The sequence below is a fragment of the Aquidulcibacter sp. genome (assembly GCF_044346625.1).
GTDB lineage: Bacteria > Pseudomonadota > Alphaproteobacteria > Caulobacterales > Aquidulcibacteraceae > Aquidulcibacter.
The window spans coordinates 1-17374 of record NZ_JBIIYV010000019.1 but is presented as its reverse complement, the minus strand read 5'-3'; the positions used below and the strand labels follow the sequence as shown (position 1 = coordinate 17374).

The following is a 17374-nucleotide window of genomic DNA, read 5'->3' as shown; positions in this document are numbered from 1 at the left end:
CATCCTTATATACCCCAATAGACCATAAGCGGAAAACGGCTTAGGTAGAGTCAATATCTTTTGAACGAGGATAGAAAATGCGGGTGTCGAAGCTCTTAGCCTTTTGCCTTTTAGGCAGTGCCGCCTGTGCGCAGGCACCGGGGCCTCTTGCCCCAGGGCTCAACCAAGCTTTTTCCACCCAGATCAGCGCTATAAGCCTGTCCCCCGAAAACATGACAGGGATAACAAGAACAGGCCCAGCCGACTTAATCTATGCCCTGCGGCTCGACACCCAACGACAGGTGTCGAGCATGCCAGCAGAATTTGGCGGTCTCTCCTCCCTGTCCGTACACGCCATTGAAGGCGACACAGTGGTTTTTGACGCCTTGACGGACCAGGGTCACCTCGCCCGCTTTTCCGCACCCAATCCACTAACTGGGGGCGCAACCGCAGTGGCCGCAGCCAGCCAAGTGCACCTTACCACACTCAAAGATGCGGCGGATAAACCGCTGCGCGGGGCCAATCAGATCGATAGTGAAGGCCTCGCCCCCACGGACACTGGCTTCCTCATCAGCTTCGAGCGCGACCATCGCCTCGTTGAGCTGGTCAAGCAAGGCGAAAGCTATCAAAGCCAAAAAGGGCCGAGCCTGTCTGGCTTTGACGGTCTTGAATCCAATGGCGGGATGGAAGCCCTAACCCGCTTGCCCAATGGCCAATTCATAGCCGCAGCCGAATATGGCCCAGATCGGTTGGGTGACTCTGCTGTGAAGCTTAAAGCGCCCTATTGGATCTTTGATCAAGCCAGCAAAGCGATGACCGCCCCGCTCGGTACGTTTGAGAACCAAGGCCGCTTTGGCATCACCGACATCCGCGTTCTGGATCAGGAGGTCTGGGTGCTTAAACGCTCCTATGACCCCGCCACCAAGATCAACTTATCTCGGTTGGAAACATGCAGCCTCTCAAGCGTTCTAGCAGGCAAGCCAATCTGCAGTTTAAAGCTCGCCCTCTCTCCGCCCTTTCCGATGGACAATTACGAGGGCCTTGCCGTGATGAGAGACCCAAAAGGCGGGGGCAATCTCGTTTTCATCCTGTCAGACGATAATTTTTCTGCCGATCAAGGCACATTCCTGCTCGCATTTCGGTTAGATGCCCCTGCCTCACCCGCAGCCTTAAACCCAGGAGCAACGCCATGACTTCCTTCAAAACCAGCCTCTATGTCGCGACCTGTCTGATGGCGAGCCTTGCCCTATCTGCCTGCCAACCGGCCCCCACCAACACAGTGGCCGTAGCGGGGACGGACAGCATGGACCATAGCCAAATGGATCATAGTCAAATGGATCATGGCAACATGATGGGGCCTGGCGATCCGGCTGCTGCAACGCCCTCAACCAAGGCCTTTCAAGCCGCCAATTCGACCATGCACCAAAAGATGGCCATTCCCTATTCAGGTGACGCCGACAAAGACTTCATCGCCGGCATGATCCCCCATCATGAAGGTGCCGTCGCTATGGCCCGCGTCGTGCTTGAACATGGCAAAGACCCTGAAATCCGCAAGTTGGCCGAGGACATCATCGCCGCTCAAGATCGCGAAATCAGCCAGATGAAGGCGTGGCAAGCCAAGAATAATACGCCATAGACGCGGCCATCTCGACTGCCCAAGCGATGTTGAATCCAACGCCCATCTGGGCTACCGACACTTCTGCGCTGCACCCGTAGCTCAGCTGGATAGAGTGTTGCCCTCCGAAGGCAAAGGTCACAGGTTCGAATCCTGTCGGGTGCGCCATTGTTCCGTATTTGAGTTCAAGAAAATTTGCACAACCAAAGATTGGCTGCACAGCCTGGGACCAACTTAAAAACAACGTGCACAAAGACAGCCTGCCACATCCACAACGTTGCTTAAAGATTTTTCGATTTTCGTCTTGATTCTCACAATCTGTATGATAGTTAAAAATGGGTTGATAGCTTATAATTTTTTATTGGAATAAGAAAATTGCTTATGTCGCACTTTCGTCATGGTATGGCTCTAGCCTTCAACAATATTTATGACTCAAGAGTATTTACAGCTACTGTATTGGCCTTTTCGGTTTTTATTGTAGCGACGAGCGCACATGCGCAAGTCCCAGTGGGGCCAACGCAAAACAATCCAAATCAACAATTACCGCGTCCGATTCCCGAAGTTACCCCGCCTCCATCTGTGCAAGAATCTACTCCAGCCCTAAAGCCTGAACTCTTTGAAGCAGGGCCGCGGTTCATTATTAACAAAATTACCTTCGACGGTGCTCTTCCAAATGAAGGAGCAATGCTTGAGGATGCTTATTCTAGCCAAAAGGGTAGAATTATTTCCCTCGGAGATTTGCGGGCAATCGCCTTGGACGTCGAGCGCCGCCTTCAAGCTAATGGGTATCGCTTCACGCGTGTTCTTGTGCCTGAGCAAGAAATCCTAAATGGCAACGTCAAACTGCAAATCGTGCGGGGTTTCATTTCTTCAATTCAAGTTATTGGTGGTTCTGAAAAGGCGCGGCAAGCTGTTGAGCGGGCCATTGCGCCATTAGCAGATGGTCGTTTATGGCGCGACGGTGACGCCGAACGCTTTATACTTCTGGCGCGGGAGGTTCCAGGGTCGGATGTGCGAACGATTGTGCGGCGTGGAACTGGTGCTTTAGGTGCGGTTGATCTGCTCGTAGAGATAACTGACCATCGACTTAATGCGATCTCAAGCATAAACAATCTAGGTGCGAAGGCTTTGGGGCCAACTGCAGGGTTCTTTCAGGTTGCTATTAATAATGTGATCGGCCAAGCAGATATGACCCGTTTTGGTGCCTACGCCTCCCTAGATGGCGATAAACAGCGGATCGTGCAATTTTCGCATAATTCTGCGCTTGGGTCGTCTGGGCTACGTGGCAGTTTGTCATTGGGACAAACAACCGCAAAGCCAGGCGGCGAAGCTGCCATCCTAGATCTTGAAGCTCGTGTTACAAACGCCCGGGTGGAGCTTACCTATCCGCTCATCTTAAGACGCGTACGCCGCGTGGATATTGGAGTTGGATTGGACTGGATCGACCAAAGTACCGATGTATTTGGTGGCAATGCGCGGCTAGTTGAAGAATCTCTTCGTGTTGTATTTGGACGACTCGAGTTTAAGCATGACTTTGCTACTCAACGCGCTGAGCGTATCCTTTCAAGTCTTGAGACACGCGCCGGTTTCGTCGGTTCTGTTTGGGGTGAATTGGAAGTTCGCCAAGGGGTCGACACTCTAAATGCTTCCAGCGCCGACGAACGCCTTTTGTCCCGTTCTGGCGCTACCCCTCAGGCGCTGCTGATGCGCTTTGATAGCAATCTCGACCTGCGCTTGCCTAGACAGTTGACAATGAGATTACGCATGCTGGGACAAACTAGTCGTGACGTCGTGACTTCTTTCGAAGAGTTTAGTGTAGGCGGCTTTACGATTGGGCGTGGATACGATCCTTCGTCATTAACTGGAAGCCAAGGGGTTGGCGCATCCTCCGAAGTCGCTTTGAGGTCATTTCCATTGCGACGGCGGGAAAGTGAATTTGGCCGTTATCAGCCCTTTGCTTTTGTTGACTGGGGTCGAGTTTGGAATTCCTCTGACTCAAGCCTATCGCGCCGCGATTCCGCTTCGATCGGCGTTGGTGTCCGGGTGGACTTCAATAGGAAGGCCAATCTGGAATTTGTATACGCTCGGCCAATTCACGGCTTGGTACCAGGCGAAAAGCCGCCAGCCCCGCGCGTTACGATAAATCTTGCGATTCGCCGCGACTGGCTGAAAAAATAGACGGCCATACGGGTCGATTGCATTTTGAAAGAAGGGTGAATTGCCATGAGTTTGTTGCCAGTCCTTGAAATTTCCAAAGATAGCCAACAGACGTCTCGGTCACTTTTGTTGAGCAGTCTGTCGCTATTTGCGCTTAGTGTGTTGATGCCAAAAACCGCGTTAGCGCTTCCCGCTGGCGAGGTCATTGCTGGAAGTACGCCAGTGATTATACAAGGACCGGCAGCAACCTTTACGCGCTCTGGTCCAAATGCAGATTTACTTGTTAGACAGAATGCGGAGCGGGTTGTAATCGACTGGACGAACTTCGATATTGCTAGCGGGGAATCTGTCACGTTTCAGATGGGGGCCCCCAATTGGATCGCTTTAAACAGGGTCGCCGGTGCTCAGACCAATATTAATGGCATCTTGCGATCCGAGATAGGAGCGGGTGGCCCAATTGGTGGGCATGTATGGATTTACAATCCGAACGGTATGATTTTTGGAACCAATGCACGCGTAGATGTTGGTGGTTTGTTGGCCACTTCCGCTGCACCTGCAATGGCTGATTTTTTAGGTACTTCATTGCAAACGTCCGGGCTGGAATTTGGCCGAGGTGCACAGACTGCTCCGTCTACGGCAACAATAGCGATCAATGCAGGAGCGGTCATTCAAAGCCCTGGTGGTATTATCTCCTTTCTTTCGCCCGTTATTTCTCAAGCTGGAACTGTCACCGCGACAAATCCGACCGGCGATGTGGGGCAAGTTTTATTCGGTTTAGGTGATAATTTTCGGGTTGGATTTGCCGCGGACCCGACCAGTCCGGGTGGCTGGGACTTAGTGAGTTATGAGGGCTTCTACTTGGGGGCAACCAGCTCTGGTGGGTTTACGCATACGGGCATAACTCGAGGCGGCCAAGTGTTAGCTATGACGCCAACAAATGCAGCTGCGACAATCGTCAACATTGATGGCCTAATGGAGGCTACATCCGCAACAATTTCACCCACTGGGGTTGTAATTTTGAGCGAGGGCGAAGCTCGTAACATAGACAATCTTGTGTCAGCTAACTTGTATGGGATCGGCGGCTCAGGCCAAACAAACATCAATGTAGCGAATAACTCTATTGTTTCTGCTGGAAACATTATTGTGACGGGTAGTAGCCTGAATATTGGGGCGATGCGCACAACTGCCGGAAGTATCAGTCTCTTCGCTGCTGGTGGGGGGCTGAATATAAATGGTGCTTTGAATGCCAGTTCGTTTATTCGGTTTGAAACCGGCGGGACCACTACGGACATTCGCATCAATGCGGATTTAACGGCTGGCGAACGTATTTCTATGTATTCCAACCGTGATCTCTACATTGGTAATGGGGTAACCCCCATTACACTTCGTAGTAATTCAGGCGGCAGTAATGCGGCCACCGACACGTTGTATGAAGCCCGCGGTAATATTACGCAGGCTGCGAATGCGCTTCTAGTCTCTGGGGCAGTGGGAACGCCATCAGGTTTGATTAGACTTGAAAGCATTGGGAACGGGCGCGGTACTGGCGTGAATGTTGGCAATGTCAGCCTTCTTGGAACAATTCAAGCAGACTCAGTTTCCTCCATTGGCAACGATATCGTCACGTCTAATACAACTAACATTAACGCGGCACAGGTGAATATTTCTGCAGATCGCAGTCTGACAATAAATGGCATTGTAGCCGGCGGGGACATGACTTTTCGGTCAAGCGGATTGAGTGACGGTAACTTAGTAGTAAATGGGAGCGTGGTCGCAACAAGTCGTTCTAATTCGATTGGGACACGATTTGCTGGGAACGTTTCTTTACAATCAGGAATTTCAACACGGCTAGGTGCTGCCAGCGATTTGATCATAGACGGCACCATTCGTGCCGAAGGGTCCCTGAACCTCTTCTCTCTTCGAGACATCGTCCTTGGGGCCGGCACTGTGATAAATGGCGACACGGACGGCAACTCCCTCAATACCCTGTTTTCCTCCCCGATCGATGACGTTGAAATAACTTCATTTCGCAATATCTTGGCGAGCCCGACTTCGCTCATTCGTAGCGGTGCCACTGGATTATCAGGCTCTATTGAGATCCGGGCTGGAGCTGTTACCAACGCTGGTTCTGGAGGCTCGGGAACGCTGGGACGCATTGAAGGACGTAGTGTCTTTGTGCGGGCGAAGCGAACTGATAACCTTGCGAGCGGCGGCAATCTGGTTTTCAACGGAGCCATAACCGCGAGTGACAGAGTGCTTGTTTGGGACGATGAATTGGTTGCGCCTCTCGGCACCTCCACAACCTTGACGTTTAATGCACCAACTTCGGCGGGCCAATCTGTAGTAATTGAGTCCAACTATGGCCAGCTGATAGTTAACGCTCCAGTTACAAGCTCTAACATTCGCTTGAGGACTAGAGAAGCACTTAATGTAAATCAAGCGATTACGGGAGACTCGATCACAATTGCTAGCACGTTCAGTGCCGATACCACGATCAATGCCAACATTACATCGACTGGGGATGCCGTATTCATCGGCCGAGACCTACTAGTGACCGCAGCGGCAAATCTCGATGCACCCTCGATGAACTTGACTGCCAGCCGAAGTCTGACCTTTAACGGAACGGCTCGTGGGGGTGAAATTGCGATGAGTTCGGGATTTCAAGCGGACGGAAACCTTGTATTGAATGGTCAGATTACAGCAAATCGTCGCCAGAACTTAGCCGGAACCCAGTTTACTGGTTATATCTCTGTGGTGTCAGGTTCACCGACGCGGACTGGTGCTTCTAGTGATCTTATCATTAATGGTGTGCTTAGGTCAGAAGGAAGAGTCTACCTAAGCTCTTGGCGTGACATCAGATTAGGCGCAGCTGCATTTATCAATGGAGATAGCGACGGCAATTCAACCAATGGCCTCCTTTCACCAGTTGATGACGTCGCAATCATTTCGGTTCGCGACATCATTTCGGCACCAACATCCGTCATAAGAAGTGGTGCTGGCACACTTACTGGTTCAATAGCAATTTATGCAGGTGCCACCACTGCAGCAGGCTATGGAGGTTCAGGGACATTTGGCCGCATTGAAGGTGGCAACATTTTTGTTGGCTCAAGGCTGACTCAAGATTTAACCAGAGGCGGAAGCCTTGAGTTTAACGGCGCTGTAACTGCAATCAATAATCTGCTCGTGATCGATGATAACTCCGGCGCAGCGCAGACTGGTACACCGACGATCGTATCGTTTAACGCTCCAATAACAGTTGGTCGGTCGGTTTCAATCGAGGCAAATTACGGTCAATTGCGGCTAAATGTTCCGATAATCGGACCCAGCATTCGTTTATCGTCCCGGGATAGCTTTGTTCTAAATCAAGCACTTTCAGGGCCAAATGTCTCAATCACTTCTGGCGATACGATTACTTTGGCTGCCGCTGTAACAGCAATTGGTTCAAATACTGGTTCAAATTATGTCCAGTTGATCGCTGGAAATGATCTCGATATTGGTGCTAGAGTTATTGCTGACGCGGTTTACATCAATGCTGGACGCCCCGGTAGCACGCGAGATATCGTGTTAGGTGGCATAGGTGCGTCAAACGAACGAAATGCTGGTGCGGCTACCCTTACTCAAGCTGAATTAGATCTCATTACTGCACCGAATCTTGTGATCGCGAGCAGGAGCTCCGGCCAAGGAGCGGCTATTGCGACTGGCAGTATTACGGTTCGGGACCTAGCCTTGGATGGAGCGCGCATTACCAATCTGACGCTTAACACAGGTCAAACTAGCACAGTTCTGGTGAGTGGAAGAGTTACCCAATCGTCAGGTTCAACCGTCCTAAATATTGGTTCGCCCCTCACCTCAAGTACGCCACAGCCGCCAATAAATCCACAATTGGCGGGTGTCGTCGGCATTTCCGACCCAATTACGGCAACCACTCCGGGACGCGTTTTTGTTACAGGTGCCATGGGAACTCGCGCGAACCCAATCGGAACCATCAACATACGTGCCTATACCGATATAATTTTTGGCACACAGGCTTTTGTCGATCTTTTGACGTCTGTGCCCAACACACCATCGCAGGCTGTGCCTGCCGCATTTGGTGGCGCATTGCCGGGCCAAGTCTGGGTCTCAAGCAATACTTTAACGTTGGGTTCCAGCCGGCAAATCGTCATGCAAAACACCGGGACGCGATTGCTCGGTGAGGGGTTAGTAACTCAAGCACCAACAAATGCCCAAGCGCTTGCTTTGATTTTGGCGGGGCCGTCTGGCGCGCCCACTCGCGTAGATCTGTTTGGCAGTTTGCTAGGCAATGGGACCATAACAAATGGATATGATGTGGCCAGAGTTACAGGACTGTTATCTGGGGATTTGGTTCCGAGTGTTAGCTATCGTTTCAATGGCTGTGTGATTCCAAGTGGGGTTGGGTGCCTCCCGATAAGTCAGCTACCTTCCACTCAAGAGACCCTCAGTTCAACTGTTAGCGGTGCACTATTTGCTAATTCCGTTGCACCACCGATTTCCTCGTTACAGCGCGAGGAGGATGAAGAGTTGGGCTCGGGCGGTCCTGTCACTGGCTCAGGACGCGAAGAAGAGTGGATTAAGCTGCCAATTGAACCAGCAGTCGGAACACAAACAGGGGGGGCTTTGTAATGACACGGTCAAAGACTAAGTCGTTCTCCCGATTTGTCCTTGGGATTTCGGCCGCCCTACCGCTTGTTTTGGTAGGATGCGCATCAAGTGTTGCACCGCTTCGTTTAGGCTCCGTCAATTTAGGCGAGAATAACAGCGGCGAGTTTTGCCAAGCCATTAGAGCAAATCGCTTACAAGAGACCAATTCTCCTGAAGCATTCCAAGTCTACTGCGGCCGTTGGAGCCAGCCTGTTGCTCAGATTTGGCTCTCAAAGGACAACAGTTCACTCCTTCCGATCAAGGCGAACCTTGAGGCAGGCTGTATCAATGGCACAGCGAAGCCAGATGGGCGTGATTGTGACGGCTTAGCACAAACTGATGCCATCGAGTCCACTGTTTTGTTGCCGGGTTTTTTCTACAATCTAGAAATTGGAGAACATTATGTTCTCGTGAGCGGCCTGAAATCAGCGAGAACTGTCTCCGCTCGCGCAACCAGGATTTTGGCGGGCATTGAATCTGCACCGGCCACGGCGGCTACAACTAATGAGGTTGGTTTATCCGCTCTTGAGGCAATTGCGAAGCGCAGCGGCGCGGACGGCTCATTGGGAACCTATCAAAGCAACTCCGATTTAGGGGCAGAATTCAATTCTCGCTGGCGCTTCCGCGAAGCCGAAGCAAGCTTTCAAGCTGCTCTCGCGGCGCATTTAGTCGCGGCACCAGCGGACTCCGCCGGACGTGCTGAGCTCTTAGGTGATTTGGCTTTGAACTTATCAAATCAAAAGAGATTTCAAGAGGCGGGCGATCAATTGAATGCAGCAGATCGTCTCGCCAGGGAGGCGATTGAAGAGGAACGTCGATTACTGGGGACCGCTTTACGAGCAAAATTTATAGAAGCAAAACTCGCAAACTATCGGGTGATAGACGCAGCAAATGCTGGACGCAGTAAAGAAGCTTTGATTTCCTCCGAACAAGTCGGTCGGCAACTTTTAAGACTAGAGCTTGAAGCTCGCCAAATACCAGCTTCAAATTTTGTTCAAGGTGTTCAACCAACGCTAGTCGAACCAAGCACAAAGATTCTAATTGATAAAGATTTATCTCGCCGATTAGGGGCACCAACGAATCTGCGCGATCCATTTGTACTTGGAACCCGGTTGATTGGATTGCATGAGCGCATTTTAGTGCTGCAAGCTCAGAACTATCATTTAAGGGCTCGCCTCTTGAATAAGCTTGAAAGGCCCGGAGCTAGAGAGGCATTGGAAGCAGCTCGATTATGCTTAACAAATGTACCGCAGTCGACTGCAGCTTGGTTACGCGCGGTCATTTCTCGTGAGCTTGCCACATTTTCAATAAGAGAAGGACGGTTTCGAGATTCCATCCTTATCCTTGATCAAGCCATTAGTGATTATCGAAAAGTCGCCAGTGGAACCCGACTTGAAGCATTACTTTTAACCAGCCTTGCAGATGCCAAAATGGCAAACGGCGACTCAAAGGGTGCTTTGGAGGCCTATGACGAAGGGTTTGGGATTTATAGGGCGCAGCTAGAACAGCCGGGAGTTTCAGCAGAGCAAGCAATCGCTTACACCCGAGCCTTATTGGATAACTCGCCCGCATCAACGTCAAAAGCGGCGAAAGCAAAAGCTTTTAGTGCCATGCAGGCGGTGGTCGAACCCGGTGTCAGCGAGGCGGTTGCTTTGATGGCCAACAGGAGCGTACCGGGTAAAGGCGGTGAAGCAATTCGCAGACTTCAAGATGCAGACAGTCGGTTATCTTCGGCTAAAATTGCTCTTGCGCGATCAGTAGCTAGCTCCAATGTACCGCCAAACAACGTGTTAAACCTTCAAGCGGACGTAAAGGAGGCAGAAAAAAGCCGAGCGCTCGCTGAAGGCACTGTTCAGGAAGTATTCCCTGAGTATTCAAGTCTGAAAACTGATACGACGGTAGATGATATCCAGAAAACCCTTAGCGAGAATGAAGCTTTCATCCAAGTGGTAGTGGGCAGAAGCGGAGGTTTCTTGGCGCTAGTTTTGAAGGATGATCTGATAATTCAAGCTCTTAATCTGAAGGAAGCCGAAGCTATTAAGATTGTGCAGGAAGTTCGAGGCTCTCTGGATCCGGTGGCTCTAAAAACCTACGAACTAGCTTCAGCAAGACTACTTTACAAGAAACTTATTGAGCCGGTCGACGGCTTACTATCCACGAGGGGAATCAATCGTGTCTCTTATGTTTTGCCGAGTTCATTGGCAGGCTTGCCACTTGCCGTCCTGGTTACCGCGGATCCGAGTGTAGCTGATCTCAAGGCAGCAAGAGACAATCAAGACTATTCCAGCATTAAGTTTGCAGGGCAAAAGTACGAATTTTCTCAATCCGTTAGCGCTTCTAGTCATGTAAGTTTACACAAACTTCCAGCTTCGAATGCGACAAAGCCATTTGTTGGGTTCGGGGGATTTGTGCAAGCTACTGAGGTCTCTGATGAACGCATTAATCAAATTCTTTCCGAGTCGAGACTTCCTCGGTCTTGTGAAAGCAATCTTCGAGCGCGCTATGACAATTACGAGGAATTACCCAACACGGCTGCTGAACTGAGAACGGCGGCACGGATTCTGGGTGCAAACGAAGCAGATGCAATCAAGCTACAGGGCAGCTTTACTGACGCATGGCTATCAGGCAACTCAGATTTCAGTGACTTCAAAGTCATTAGTTTCGCTACTCATGGTCTCTTGGCGGAGGACGATTGCTTTACTGAGCCAGGTCTTACTACAACATTAGCAAACGACTTCGGAGATGGTGTCCTTGATCTCAGTGAAATCTTGGAATTAAAGCTTAAGGCAGATCTTGTGTTACTGTCGGCATGTGACACATCCGCGGGCGGCGGCCTTGGGCCCCATCAGCAAGAAGCATTCGGTGGACTTGTTAGAGGCTTCTTTTACGCTGGGACACGATCGATTATCGCATCCCAATGGCGCCTAGCCGACGACGCGGCACCTGAGCTGACAGCATTTTTGTTTGAGCGAATGGTTGCGGGTGACTCAGTTTCTACAGCATTAGCAAGGTCGCAACGACAACTAATGAAAGACAGTCAGCGTGCCATGAGTCATCCTGCAAAATGGGGTCCTCTAGTGACTGTTGGCGATGGTGGAAGGGTCTTGCGTCTGTAAAGTCAGAATGCAGGTTGCTAAACTTAAGTTTAAACTGGGTAGATCGCAAGACGGTCTTCGAAATATTCGAGTTTAACACGGTCCGATTCAAATACTTCTGGAATCTAGCAGTTGATTTTAGCATGAACTGGTTCGAGTAAAACGAACTTTGACCTTTGTTTGACTTGAACGCTCTTTCCCAAAAGAGTTGTAAAGGGAAACGCTTCTCAGAAGTTAGGTGCAATTAGTGGGCAATTCACGAGTTGGCAGCACAGCACTGGGATCTTGGAACTTCTATGCAGAGTCCGCAGGTGTGTGTCCATTGTGCGTATTCTCAGTCACTTTCATTCCAACCTTGACAACTTAACAACGGATCGAAAACGAATGACCTAGCGAGCGCCAGAAGTTAGGCCGTTTGCGTCGACGAGAATGTCTCCAAAGCCGATACGGCATGAACACATTGCTAAAGGGCAATTGCTTTCTGCGGGCCAGTAAGTTTTGATGCCCTCGGCGACACACAAAGGCATCAAAAATTTCTTCAGATGGCTAAAAGATCGATCTAATTAGGGTAAAATAAGTAAAGGAATTCGGTTTCATTTACCCCTATTGTCCAGTTACACTTGTCAATGGATCACGGACGTTAGTTTTGAACCGGCGTGGGTTGAATGGAGTAATTTGCAATCGAGCGACGGATGAACTCTCGATCAAGGCCTTCTTCTGGTGCTGCGCTTAGAATTTGCCCCGCTTCAAGGCTAAAGCGGCTAGGATCGGTTTGGGCCATGAGCAAGGCACGCATCGCTGCCAAGTTTTCAGCGCCCATGTCAATCGCTTCAACACCAACTTCAAGTTCTGGCAGTACTAAAGTTTCAACAACAAATGCGGAGGACAAGAACGGTGATTGTTCGTCCCTAGAATACAGTTTGACCGTGTAACTTCCCGTTACCCATTCTTGGGCTGGCATCGTTAACTCCCGCTGTCTTGATGACTGCGACGAAGCAAGAGTCCCATCTTGATTGAATATTTTGATTTGAAACGGCGCACTTCCGCCACGCCAAGCCATTGATAAAGACCTTCTCCCGGGATTGAGCGATTGCGTCGTATTCTCGAGGCCAGGCGTCAACCACCTAGGAGGCTGCCCAGCGCGGGCTGTCGCCTGTTTCGAAGTAAAATTCAGGTTAGGAAGGATCTTATCAAACATAATTTGAATAATGTTATCAGTAGTTGCTGATCCGCGCTTTATTGAAGGCAATACATGGCGTGACGGGCCGTGAATACTGAGAATTTCACTGCCGACACGATCACCATCAGTCCGTCCCACTAATTTTATTCGAGTAGCTGAATTGGCGGCGGCCTCAACTATGTCATCATTGCAAACCGGCTGTAGAGGCAAGAGCTGGGTGGCAGGTAATCCTGCGCGCTTTAACTCCGCGCGACCAGTTGAGGACTGAACATGCCCGACTACTTTGGTTCCAGCAGGGCAAGCCAATGCTTGGCCAACAAATGGTGCGATAGAAATAAACGCAGTCAGGCCGACCGTAGTTATCAATTTCATCTCTGAATAACCCTCTACTCTAAACGTGGCTAATTGACTTACGCATTTCAGAAATTTGATCGTACATATTCGTCATGGCTGCGGCAAAAGCTGGCGCTGCAAATACCGCCCAATAACCATAGTCTAACATGAAGTATGTGACGATTAAACCGACGAGTGAAAATGCCTGTGTCATCAAGGCCGTCGCTGTAATTGGATGCGTTAAGGCTTGGGCGGCCCACTTTGCGAATCGTTGAATCGAGGTAACAGACTGCATACCAGCAGCAAGCGTCGCCAGCCGGGAAACCCCTTCAAGAATTGTGCAAACAAGCAAAGCCAATACAGTGATATAGAAGATTCCGGGAACATAGCCAACACGGCGGATCTGACCAGCAAGGTCGACACCGCGGGCTGCATTAGCCACGACGAGAGCGCCGGGCATTTCACCAAGTGTCGTTAACAAGATGTCGCGCGTAACTGGGGCGCTGGATCCTACAATGACAATAGCGCCACACAACCCCTCTCTAGAGGCACTCTCAGCGTTGGGCGCTAATAACAAGCTTACAGGATACGTAGTCAAAACAGGTGCGCCTACCTTGTCGCAGACCCCTCTGCTTTTTGGGCGAAAGATAGCCTCTGCTCTCGACCCCGTCCCCTTTAGTGAAAAATGGAAGTTTATCGGTGATACTTGCTTGTCGAGCAATATATCCCCTTGGGTGAGTCTGAGATCTAATCTGCCAATTGGTCTATTAAATCCACAGTTTAGCCCGATTAATTGTTCTGCAACAGCGTTCCGCGCCTCTAAGGCAGAGTCTGCGCGAGCCGCGGCCGCCGCGTATACTGCGACGTTCGCTACCGTCACATAACCCTTTTGGAAAGAAGAGTGGTCATTGGTTCGCGCGCAATCAAATTGGTTAATATAGCGTGTGATGTTGTTTTGATCTGCAAAAAAGCCAGCTGAACCCTCAACGATAGGGTCAACAGAACCTAATGGCGGCAGCTTTGCCCGCTCGAGAAGTCCCGGCGTTGAGAAATCACTTCGCACCAAAATCAATAGCGGCGGTGAAGGCAGCTTTCGCCATCGATCCACCGCGGCAGCAAAAGCTTTGTCAGCGACGGCTCCCGCTTGGACGCTGCTGTCCACGTCTATTACGACGGCGACAGCTCTGCTTGTTGAAGCGAAGTCAATAACTTCTGCCAAAGCTCTTCGAGGAACCAGCCCGGTTTCCGGGCCAAGCGGGTTCTGTTTGCTTGCGCCGAAACCTGACGCCATCTTCCAGTCTGCTTCGCCAAAATCGATAAATGTTGTGGGAGCACCAACCCCTCCGGTGCCATTTTCCCTAATCTTCATCGCGGTGAATAGACCCTGATAGTCAGATAGACCAATAAAGGATCTATTGACCGGCTCGAATTGAAGACACGTCCAAATCAATAAAGCCCAGACTACCGCATAAATCTGACGTTTGAATTTCTTAAACATGGTTCACCAAATATAATGCCGCTATTCGTCAAGCCGGTAGAAGTCAAAGGCTCCCGGCCTGAGTTACGTTGGTAGACGGTACCCAGGGCCTTGGCCTACAGGGTCGCAGGTCCGAGCGACGCTTTATCCTGCGCTGCAAGTCTCCAACTTTTCGAATTCATCCGCAAGGAAAATGAACTAGTGCATGTTCAAACATTCAGTGCAACACCTGCCTTTGAGGCCTCGCTTCTTAGTATGGCCTTTCAGGATGGTTGGCTTGATGCGCCAGACATGTTCTGCAAAGGACGTTACCATTGCCGTCCCATGGACCAGCCCTTGATAAGCCAATAGCTGAGTGAGACTTGGCTTTTGATCGAGCCAGCGAAAGCTCGAGTCCGCATCAAACGCCCCAAAGGGCTTGGACGTAATTCGACAAAAGGGACGAAACTGAGCGAAGGTGCAACAAGTATTTTCGACCAGAACACAAAGGACCTTTGCATGACGAGCAATGGACTGCGAGGCGCTGCAAGCATCCGCCTTTTTTCTTATGGCACCCTACAGCTTCAACAGGTGCAGGTTGAAACCCTTGGACGAACGCTCGCGGGCAACGCCGATGCACTTATTGGCTTTAAACAGACCCTTTTAGAGATCACGGATCCAGAGGTTTTAAAGATCAGCGGCGAACGCTTTCACCCCGTTGTGGTGGCAAGTTCAGACCCCACGGACACGGTGGCTGGAACTGTCTTTTGGATCACCCCGGAAGAGCTGGCTGCGGCAGATCGCTATGAAGTGTCGGACTATCAGCGCGTGGAGGCGAAGCTTGCGTCGGGTGGGCGGGCTTGGGTTTATGTGAAGGCTTAGCCTGCGGCAGGAGCGTTCTAAGTGGAAACACCCCTTCACCGGCTTCGCCGGCATCGGCGTATATGCCGATACCCCACGAGCGGGGATGCGGCGTGTCTCGAACGCTGCCGCCTGCCGCTTCCCCGTTTACGGGGAAGCTGTCCCGAAGGGACTGAAGGGGTATCAGCGCAAAGGAGCGTTGCTCCCTGCCATGAAAGCTCTGCAACACGCATCGCATGGTGGAATGGGTGTCTGCGAAGCCCACAAGAAAAGGCCCCCGCCAGCTTGTGGAAGGGGCCCCTAGGTTCTCGCTATTTTTTCTTTGGCTTAGGCGGTGGCGGAACCAAACCGTCAACCGATATCGCAATCGCTTCACTCTTGCGGTTTGCAGGCACCCCAAGGATCAAAGACGCAAGTTCCACCCCAGTGGAAGGCTCTCTGGTTGCGCCCAAAATCACCGCATTTGCGCCGACCTTAGCCGCCCGTTCTTGCATCGACTTATGAAAGGCAGCCATGTCGGTCAGGGTCGAGTCACCCGTGGAAGTTAGAATCGCAACTTCCTTATAGGACTTACCTACCTGATCCGCAGTTCGGTAGATCGCGATTTGCTCAGGCTCTAGCATCGCACCGGCTGGCATTGTTGAGCCATTTAAGAGGGTAGCATTGGTCGTGACGCATCCTGAAAGTAACATCAGGGCCAAGCTAGAGGCTGCGAAAGTTCTTAGTTTCATTTACAGTTTCCTTTTAAAAAGGACGTCCCGCGCACATGAGAAGTTATGACATTTAAAATGTCAATATGCTTTTCATGTGTCATTTGATTTTTCTGTGAGCCGGACTCGACGGTAGCCTTTGCCATATCATTCCAGCGGCTAACGACGGTCTCGCCATTGATAAATGCTCTGGGGCGGGTGTCGTCAATTTTGGTTCACCGGCGTTGGCGCTTCGCGTTAGCTCGACCCAAAATTCTATTATCGTCTTGGGGCTAAACCAACGGCGAACTCGCGGAGAATATCAAGATACTCTTCGATATCGATGCCGCCCTTTTCAGCCGCGCGAAAGCGGTTGTCAAAGCAAAGTTGAAACGTCATTCTTTGCGCAAAGTAGACGTGTCACTATTGTCCGCAAAACGAGCAGGGGCAGGAGCGCGTAGACCCCAAATATCGCAGCGCTCGTGCCCCTGCGGCTCACTTAGGCGCGCTTTTTCATTTGAGCAAACTTGTCCGTCCTAGCCTTCATGATTCCTGTTTTCTGATGACTTCGCTGCGGTCCAATCCGATCAGGCTTCAAGGGTTCACGACGCGCTTGTTCGGCCTGAATGTAACTCAACGCCTCGCTCAGTCGCTTGTTGTCCACAATGGCGGCAGGATCGACCCGTTGCAGCTTATCAATAGCACGATAGGGAAGGGGGATGTTGCGCCAGTGAACTTCCAAACGACCATCAGGGAAATCCAAAACCTCAATGTCCTGGCCGGCTGCGTGTCTCGCTAATTCGCAGTCTTCAATCACAAGCTGCATACGGTTATAATGGACCACCAGATTGGCGGTCATACGCCGCTTGGATCGCCAACATAGCAGCAAGTCAAGACTATCAGAATCGCGCAAGCAGCGATGCAAGTCATTTGGATTGGCGGCTGGCTTGGCAAAGCGTGCATTCCAGATGGCAATGAACTGCGGCACAAACGCGTTGGCGGCAGTCATATCATTGATGCCCGCCAGCCTCATTTCTTTAACCAAGCGGTCCTGCAAAGTCTTATTGGCGCGTTCAACACGGCCTTTCGCTTGGCTGGAGTTCGCGCAAATAATCTCAATATTAAGGCTCTGCAAAGCACGACCGAATTGCGTCAGACCATCACCAGCACGCTTGTCCGCACCGGTCACGCGAAAAATCGAATGCTTATCAGAGTAAAATGCAATCGGGCGGCCATGTTGTTCCAAGTAGCCCCGTAACGCGTCAAAATAAGCAAATGCGCTTTCGGAAACGGCAAACATCAACTGCATCAATCGTCCAGTGGCATCGTCAATGAAAACCAACAATGAGCACT

General features: G+C 50.9%; 10 protein-coding genes and 1 tRNA gene. 7 read left to right on the top strand and 4 right to left on the bottom strand.

Features of this window, described 5'->3' with window-relative positions; genetic code table 11:
* Nucleotides 1–290 precede the first annotated feature (290 nt).
* The 6 genes from ACIQ20_RS06930 (at nucleotide 291) to ACIQ20_RS06905 (ending at nucleotide 11523) form a co-directional block, all read left to right on the top strand.
* A complete protein-coding gene (locus ACIQ20_RS06930) occupies nucleotides 291–1172 on the top strand; it encodes an esterase-like activity of phytase family protein (protein ID WP_395778735.1) in 882 nt (293 codons plus the stop codon).
* Nucleotides 1169–1615 carry a DUF305 domain-containing protein gene (locus ACIQ20_RS06925; RefSeq protein ID WP_395778733.1) on the top strand — a complete coding sequence of 149 codons (447 nt, stop codon included), beginning with the start codon at nucleotides 1169–1171 and terminating at the stop codon, nucleotides 1613–1615. The genes ACIQ20_RS06930 and ACIQ20_RS06925 overlap by 4 nt, the downstream gene beginning before the upstream one ends.
* A 70-nt stretch (nucleotides 1616–1685) precedes the next feature.
* Nucleotides 1686–1762, top strand: a tRNA-Arg gene (locus tag ACIQ20_RS06920).
* A gap of 213 nt (nucleotides 1763–1975) precedes the next feature.
* Entirely contained in the window at nucleotides 1976–3772 is a 1797-nt protein-coding gene (locus ACIQ20_RS06915; RefSeq protein WP_395778731.1) for a ShlB/FhaC/HecB family hemolysin secretion/activation protein, read from the top strand.
* A 45-nt stretch (nucleotides 3773–3817) separates the two neighbouring features.
* Nucleotides 3818–8389 (top strand): beta strand repeat-containing protein, encoded by a 4572-nt coding sequence (locus tag ACIQ20_RS06910; RefSeq protein ID WP_395778729.1) that lies wholly within the window; start codon nucleotides 3818–3820, stop codon nucleotides 8387–8389.
* Nucleotides 8389–11523: a CHAT domain-containing protein gene (locus tag ACIQ20_RS06905; RefSeq protein WP_395778727.1), complete on the top strand. Its 3135-nt coding sequence runs from the start codon at nucleotides 8389–8391 to the stop codon at nucleotides 11521–11523. Before ACIQ20_RS06910 ends, ACIQ20_RS06905 begins: the two co-directional genes overlap by 1 nt.
* Nucleotides 11524–12142: 619 nt before the next feature.
* On the opposite strand, the gene ACIQ20_RS06900 is transcribed toward ACIQ20_RS06905, so the two are convergent.
* Nucleotides 12143–13054, bottom strand: a complete 912-nt coding sequence (locus ACIQ20_RS06900; protein ID WP_395778725.1) for a hypothetical protein — start codon at nucleotides 13052–13054, stop codon at nucleotides 12143–12145.
* Nucleotides 13055–13073: 19 nt separating this feature from the next.
* Nucleotides 13074–14513: a CHASE2 domain-containing protein gene (locus ACIQ20_RS06895; RefSeq protein WP_395778723.1), complete on the bottom strand. Its 1440-nt coding sequence runs from the start codon at nucleotides 14511–14513 to the stop codon at nucleotides 13074–13076.
* Nucleotides 14514–14990: 477 nt separating this feature from the next.
* Here ACIQ20_RS06895 and ACIQ20_RS06890 point away from each other — a divergent pair, with 477 nt between their 5' ends.
* The gene (locus tag ACIQ20_RS06890; RefSeq protein ID WP_395778721.1) at nucleotides 14991–15353 is read left to right on the top strand and encodes a gamma-glutamylcyclotransferase family protein; all 363 of its coding nucleotides are present in this window, start codon (nucleotides 14991–14993) and stop codon (nucleotides 15351–15353) included.
* A 290-nt stretch (nucleotides 15354–15643) separates the two neighbouring features.
* Here the strand turns inward: ACIQ20_RS06890 and ACIQ20_RS06885 are convergent, their stop codons facing one another.
* Nucleotides 15644–16063 (bottom strand): hypothetical protein, encoded by a 420-nt coding sequence (locus ACIQ20_RS06885; RefSeq protein ID WP_395778719.1) that lies wholly within the window; start codon nucleotides 16061–16063, stop codon nucleotides 15644–15646.
* A gap of 457 nt (nucleotides 16064–16520) precedes the next feature.
* The coding region (locus ACIQ20_RS06880) for an ISNCY family transposase (RefSeq protein ID WP_395778717.1) at nucleotides 16521–17374 on the bottom strand (854 nt) is incomplete at its 5' end.

Coding starts and splice junctions, on each gene's coding strand:
- ACIQ20_RS06905 (WP_395778727.1), top strand. CDS start 8,389: ATGACACGGTCAAAGACTAAGTCGTTCTCCCGATTTGTCCTTGGGATT.
- ACIQ20_RS06900 (WP_395778725.1), bottom strand. CDS start 13,054: ATGAAATTGATAACTACGGTCGGCCTGACTGCGTTTATTTCTATCGCA.
- ACIQ20_RS06895 (WP_395778723.1), bottom strand. CDS start 14,513: ATGTTTAAGAAATTCAAACGTCAGATTTATGCGGTAGTCTGGGCTTTA.
- ACIQ20_RS06890 (WP_395778721.1), top strand. CDS start 14,991: ATGACGAGCAATGGACTGCGAGGCGCTGCAAGCATCCGCCTTTTTTCT.
- ACIQ20_RS06925 (WP_395778733.1), top strand. CDS start 1,169: ATGACTTCCTTCAAAACCAGCCTCTATGTCGCGACCTGTCTGATGGCG.
- ACIQ20_RS06910 (WP_395778729.1), top strand. CDS start 3,818: ATGAGTTTGTTGCCAGTCCTTGAAATTTCCAAAGATAGCCAACAGACG.
- ACIQ20_RS06930 (WP_395778735.1), top strand. CDS start 291: ATGCCAGCAGAATTTGGCGGTCTCTCCTCCCTGTCCGTACACGCCATT.
- ACIQ20_RS06915 (WP_395778731.1), top strand. CDS start 1,976: ATGTCGCACTTTCGTCATGGTATGGCTCTAGCCTTCAACAATATTTAT.
- ACIQ20_RS06885 (WP_395778719.1), bottom strand. CDS start 16,063: ATGAAACTAAGAACTTTCGCAGCCTCTAGCTTGGCCCTGATGTTACTT.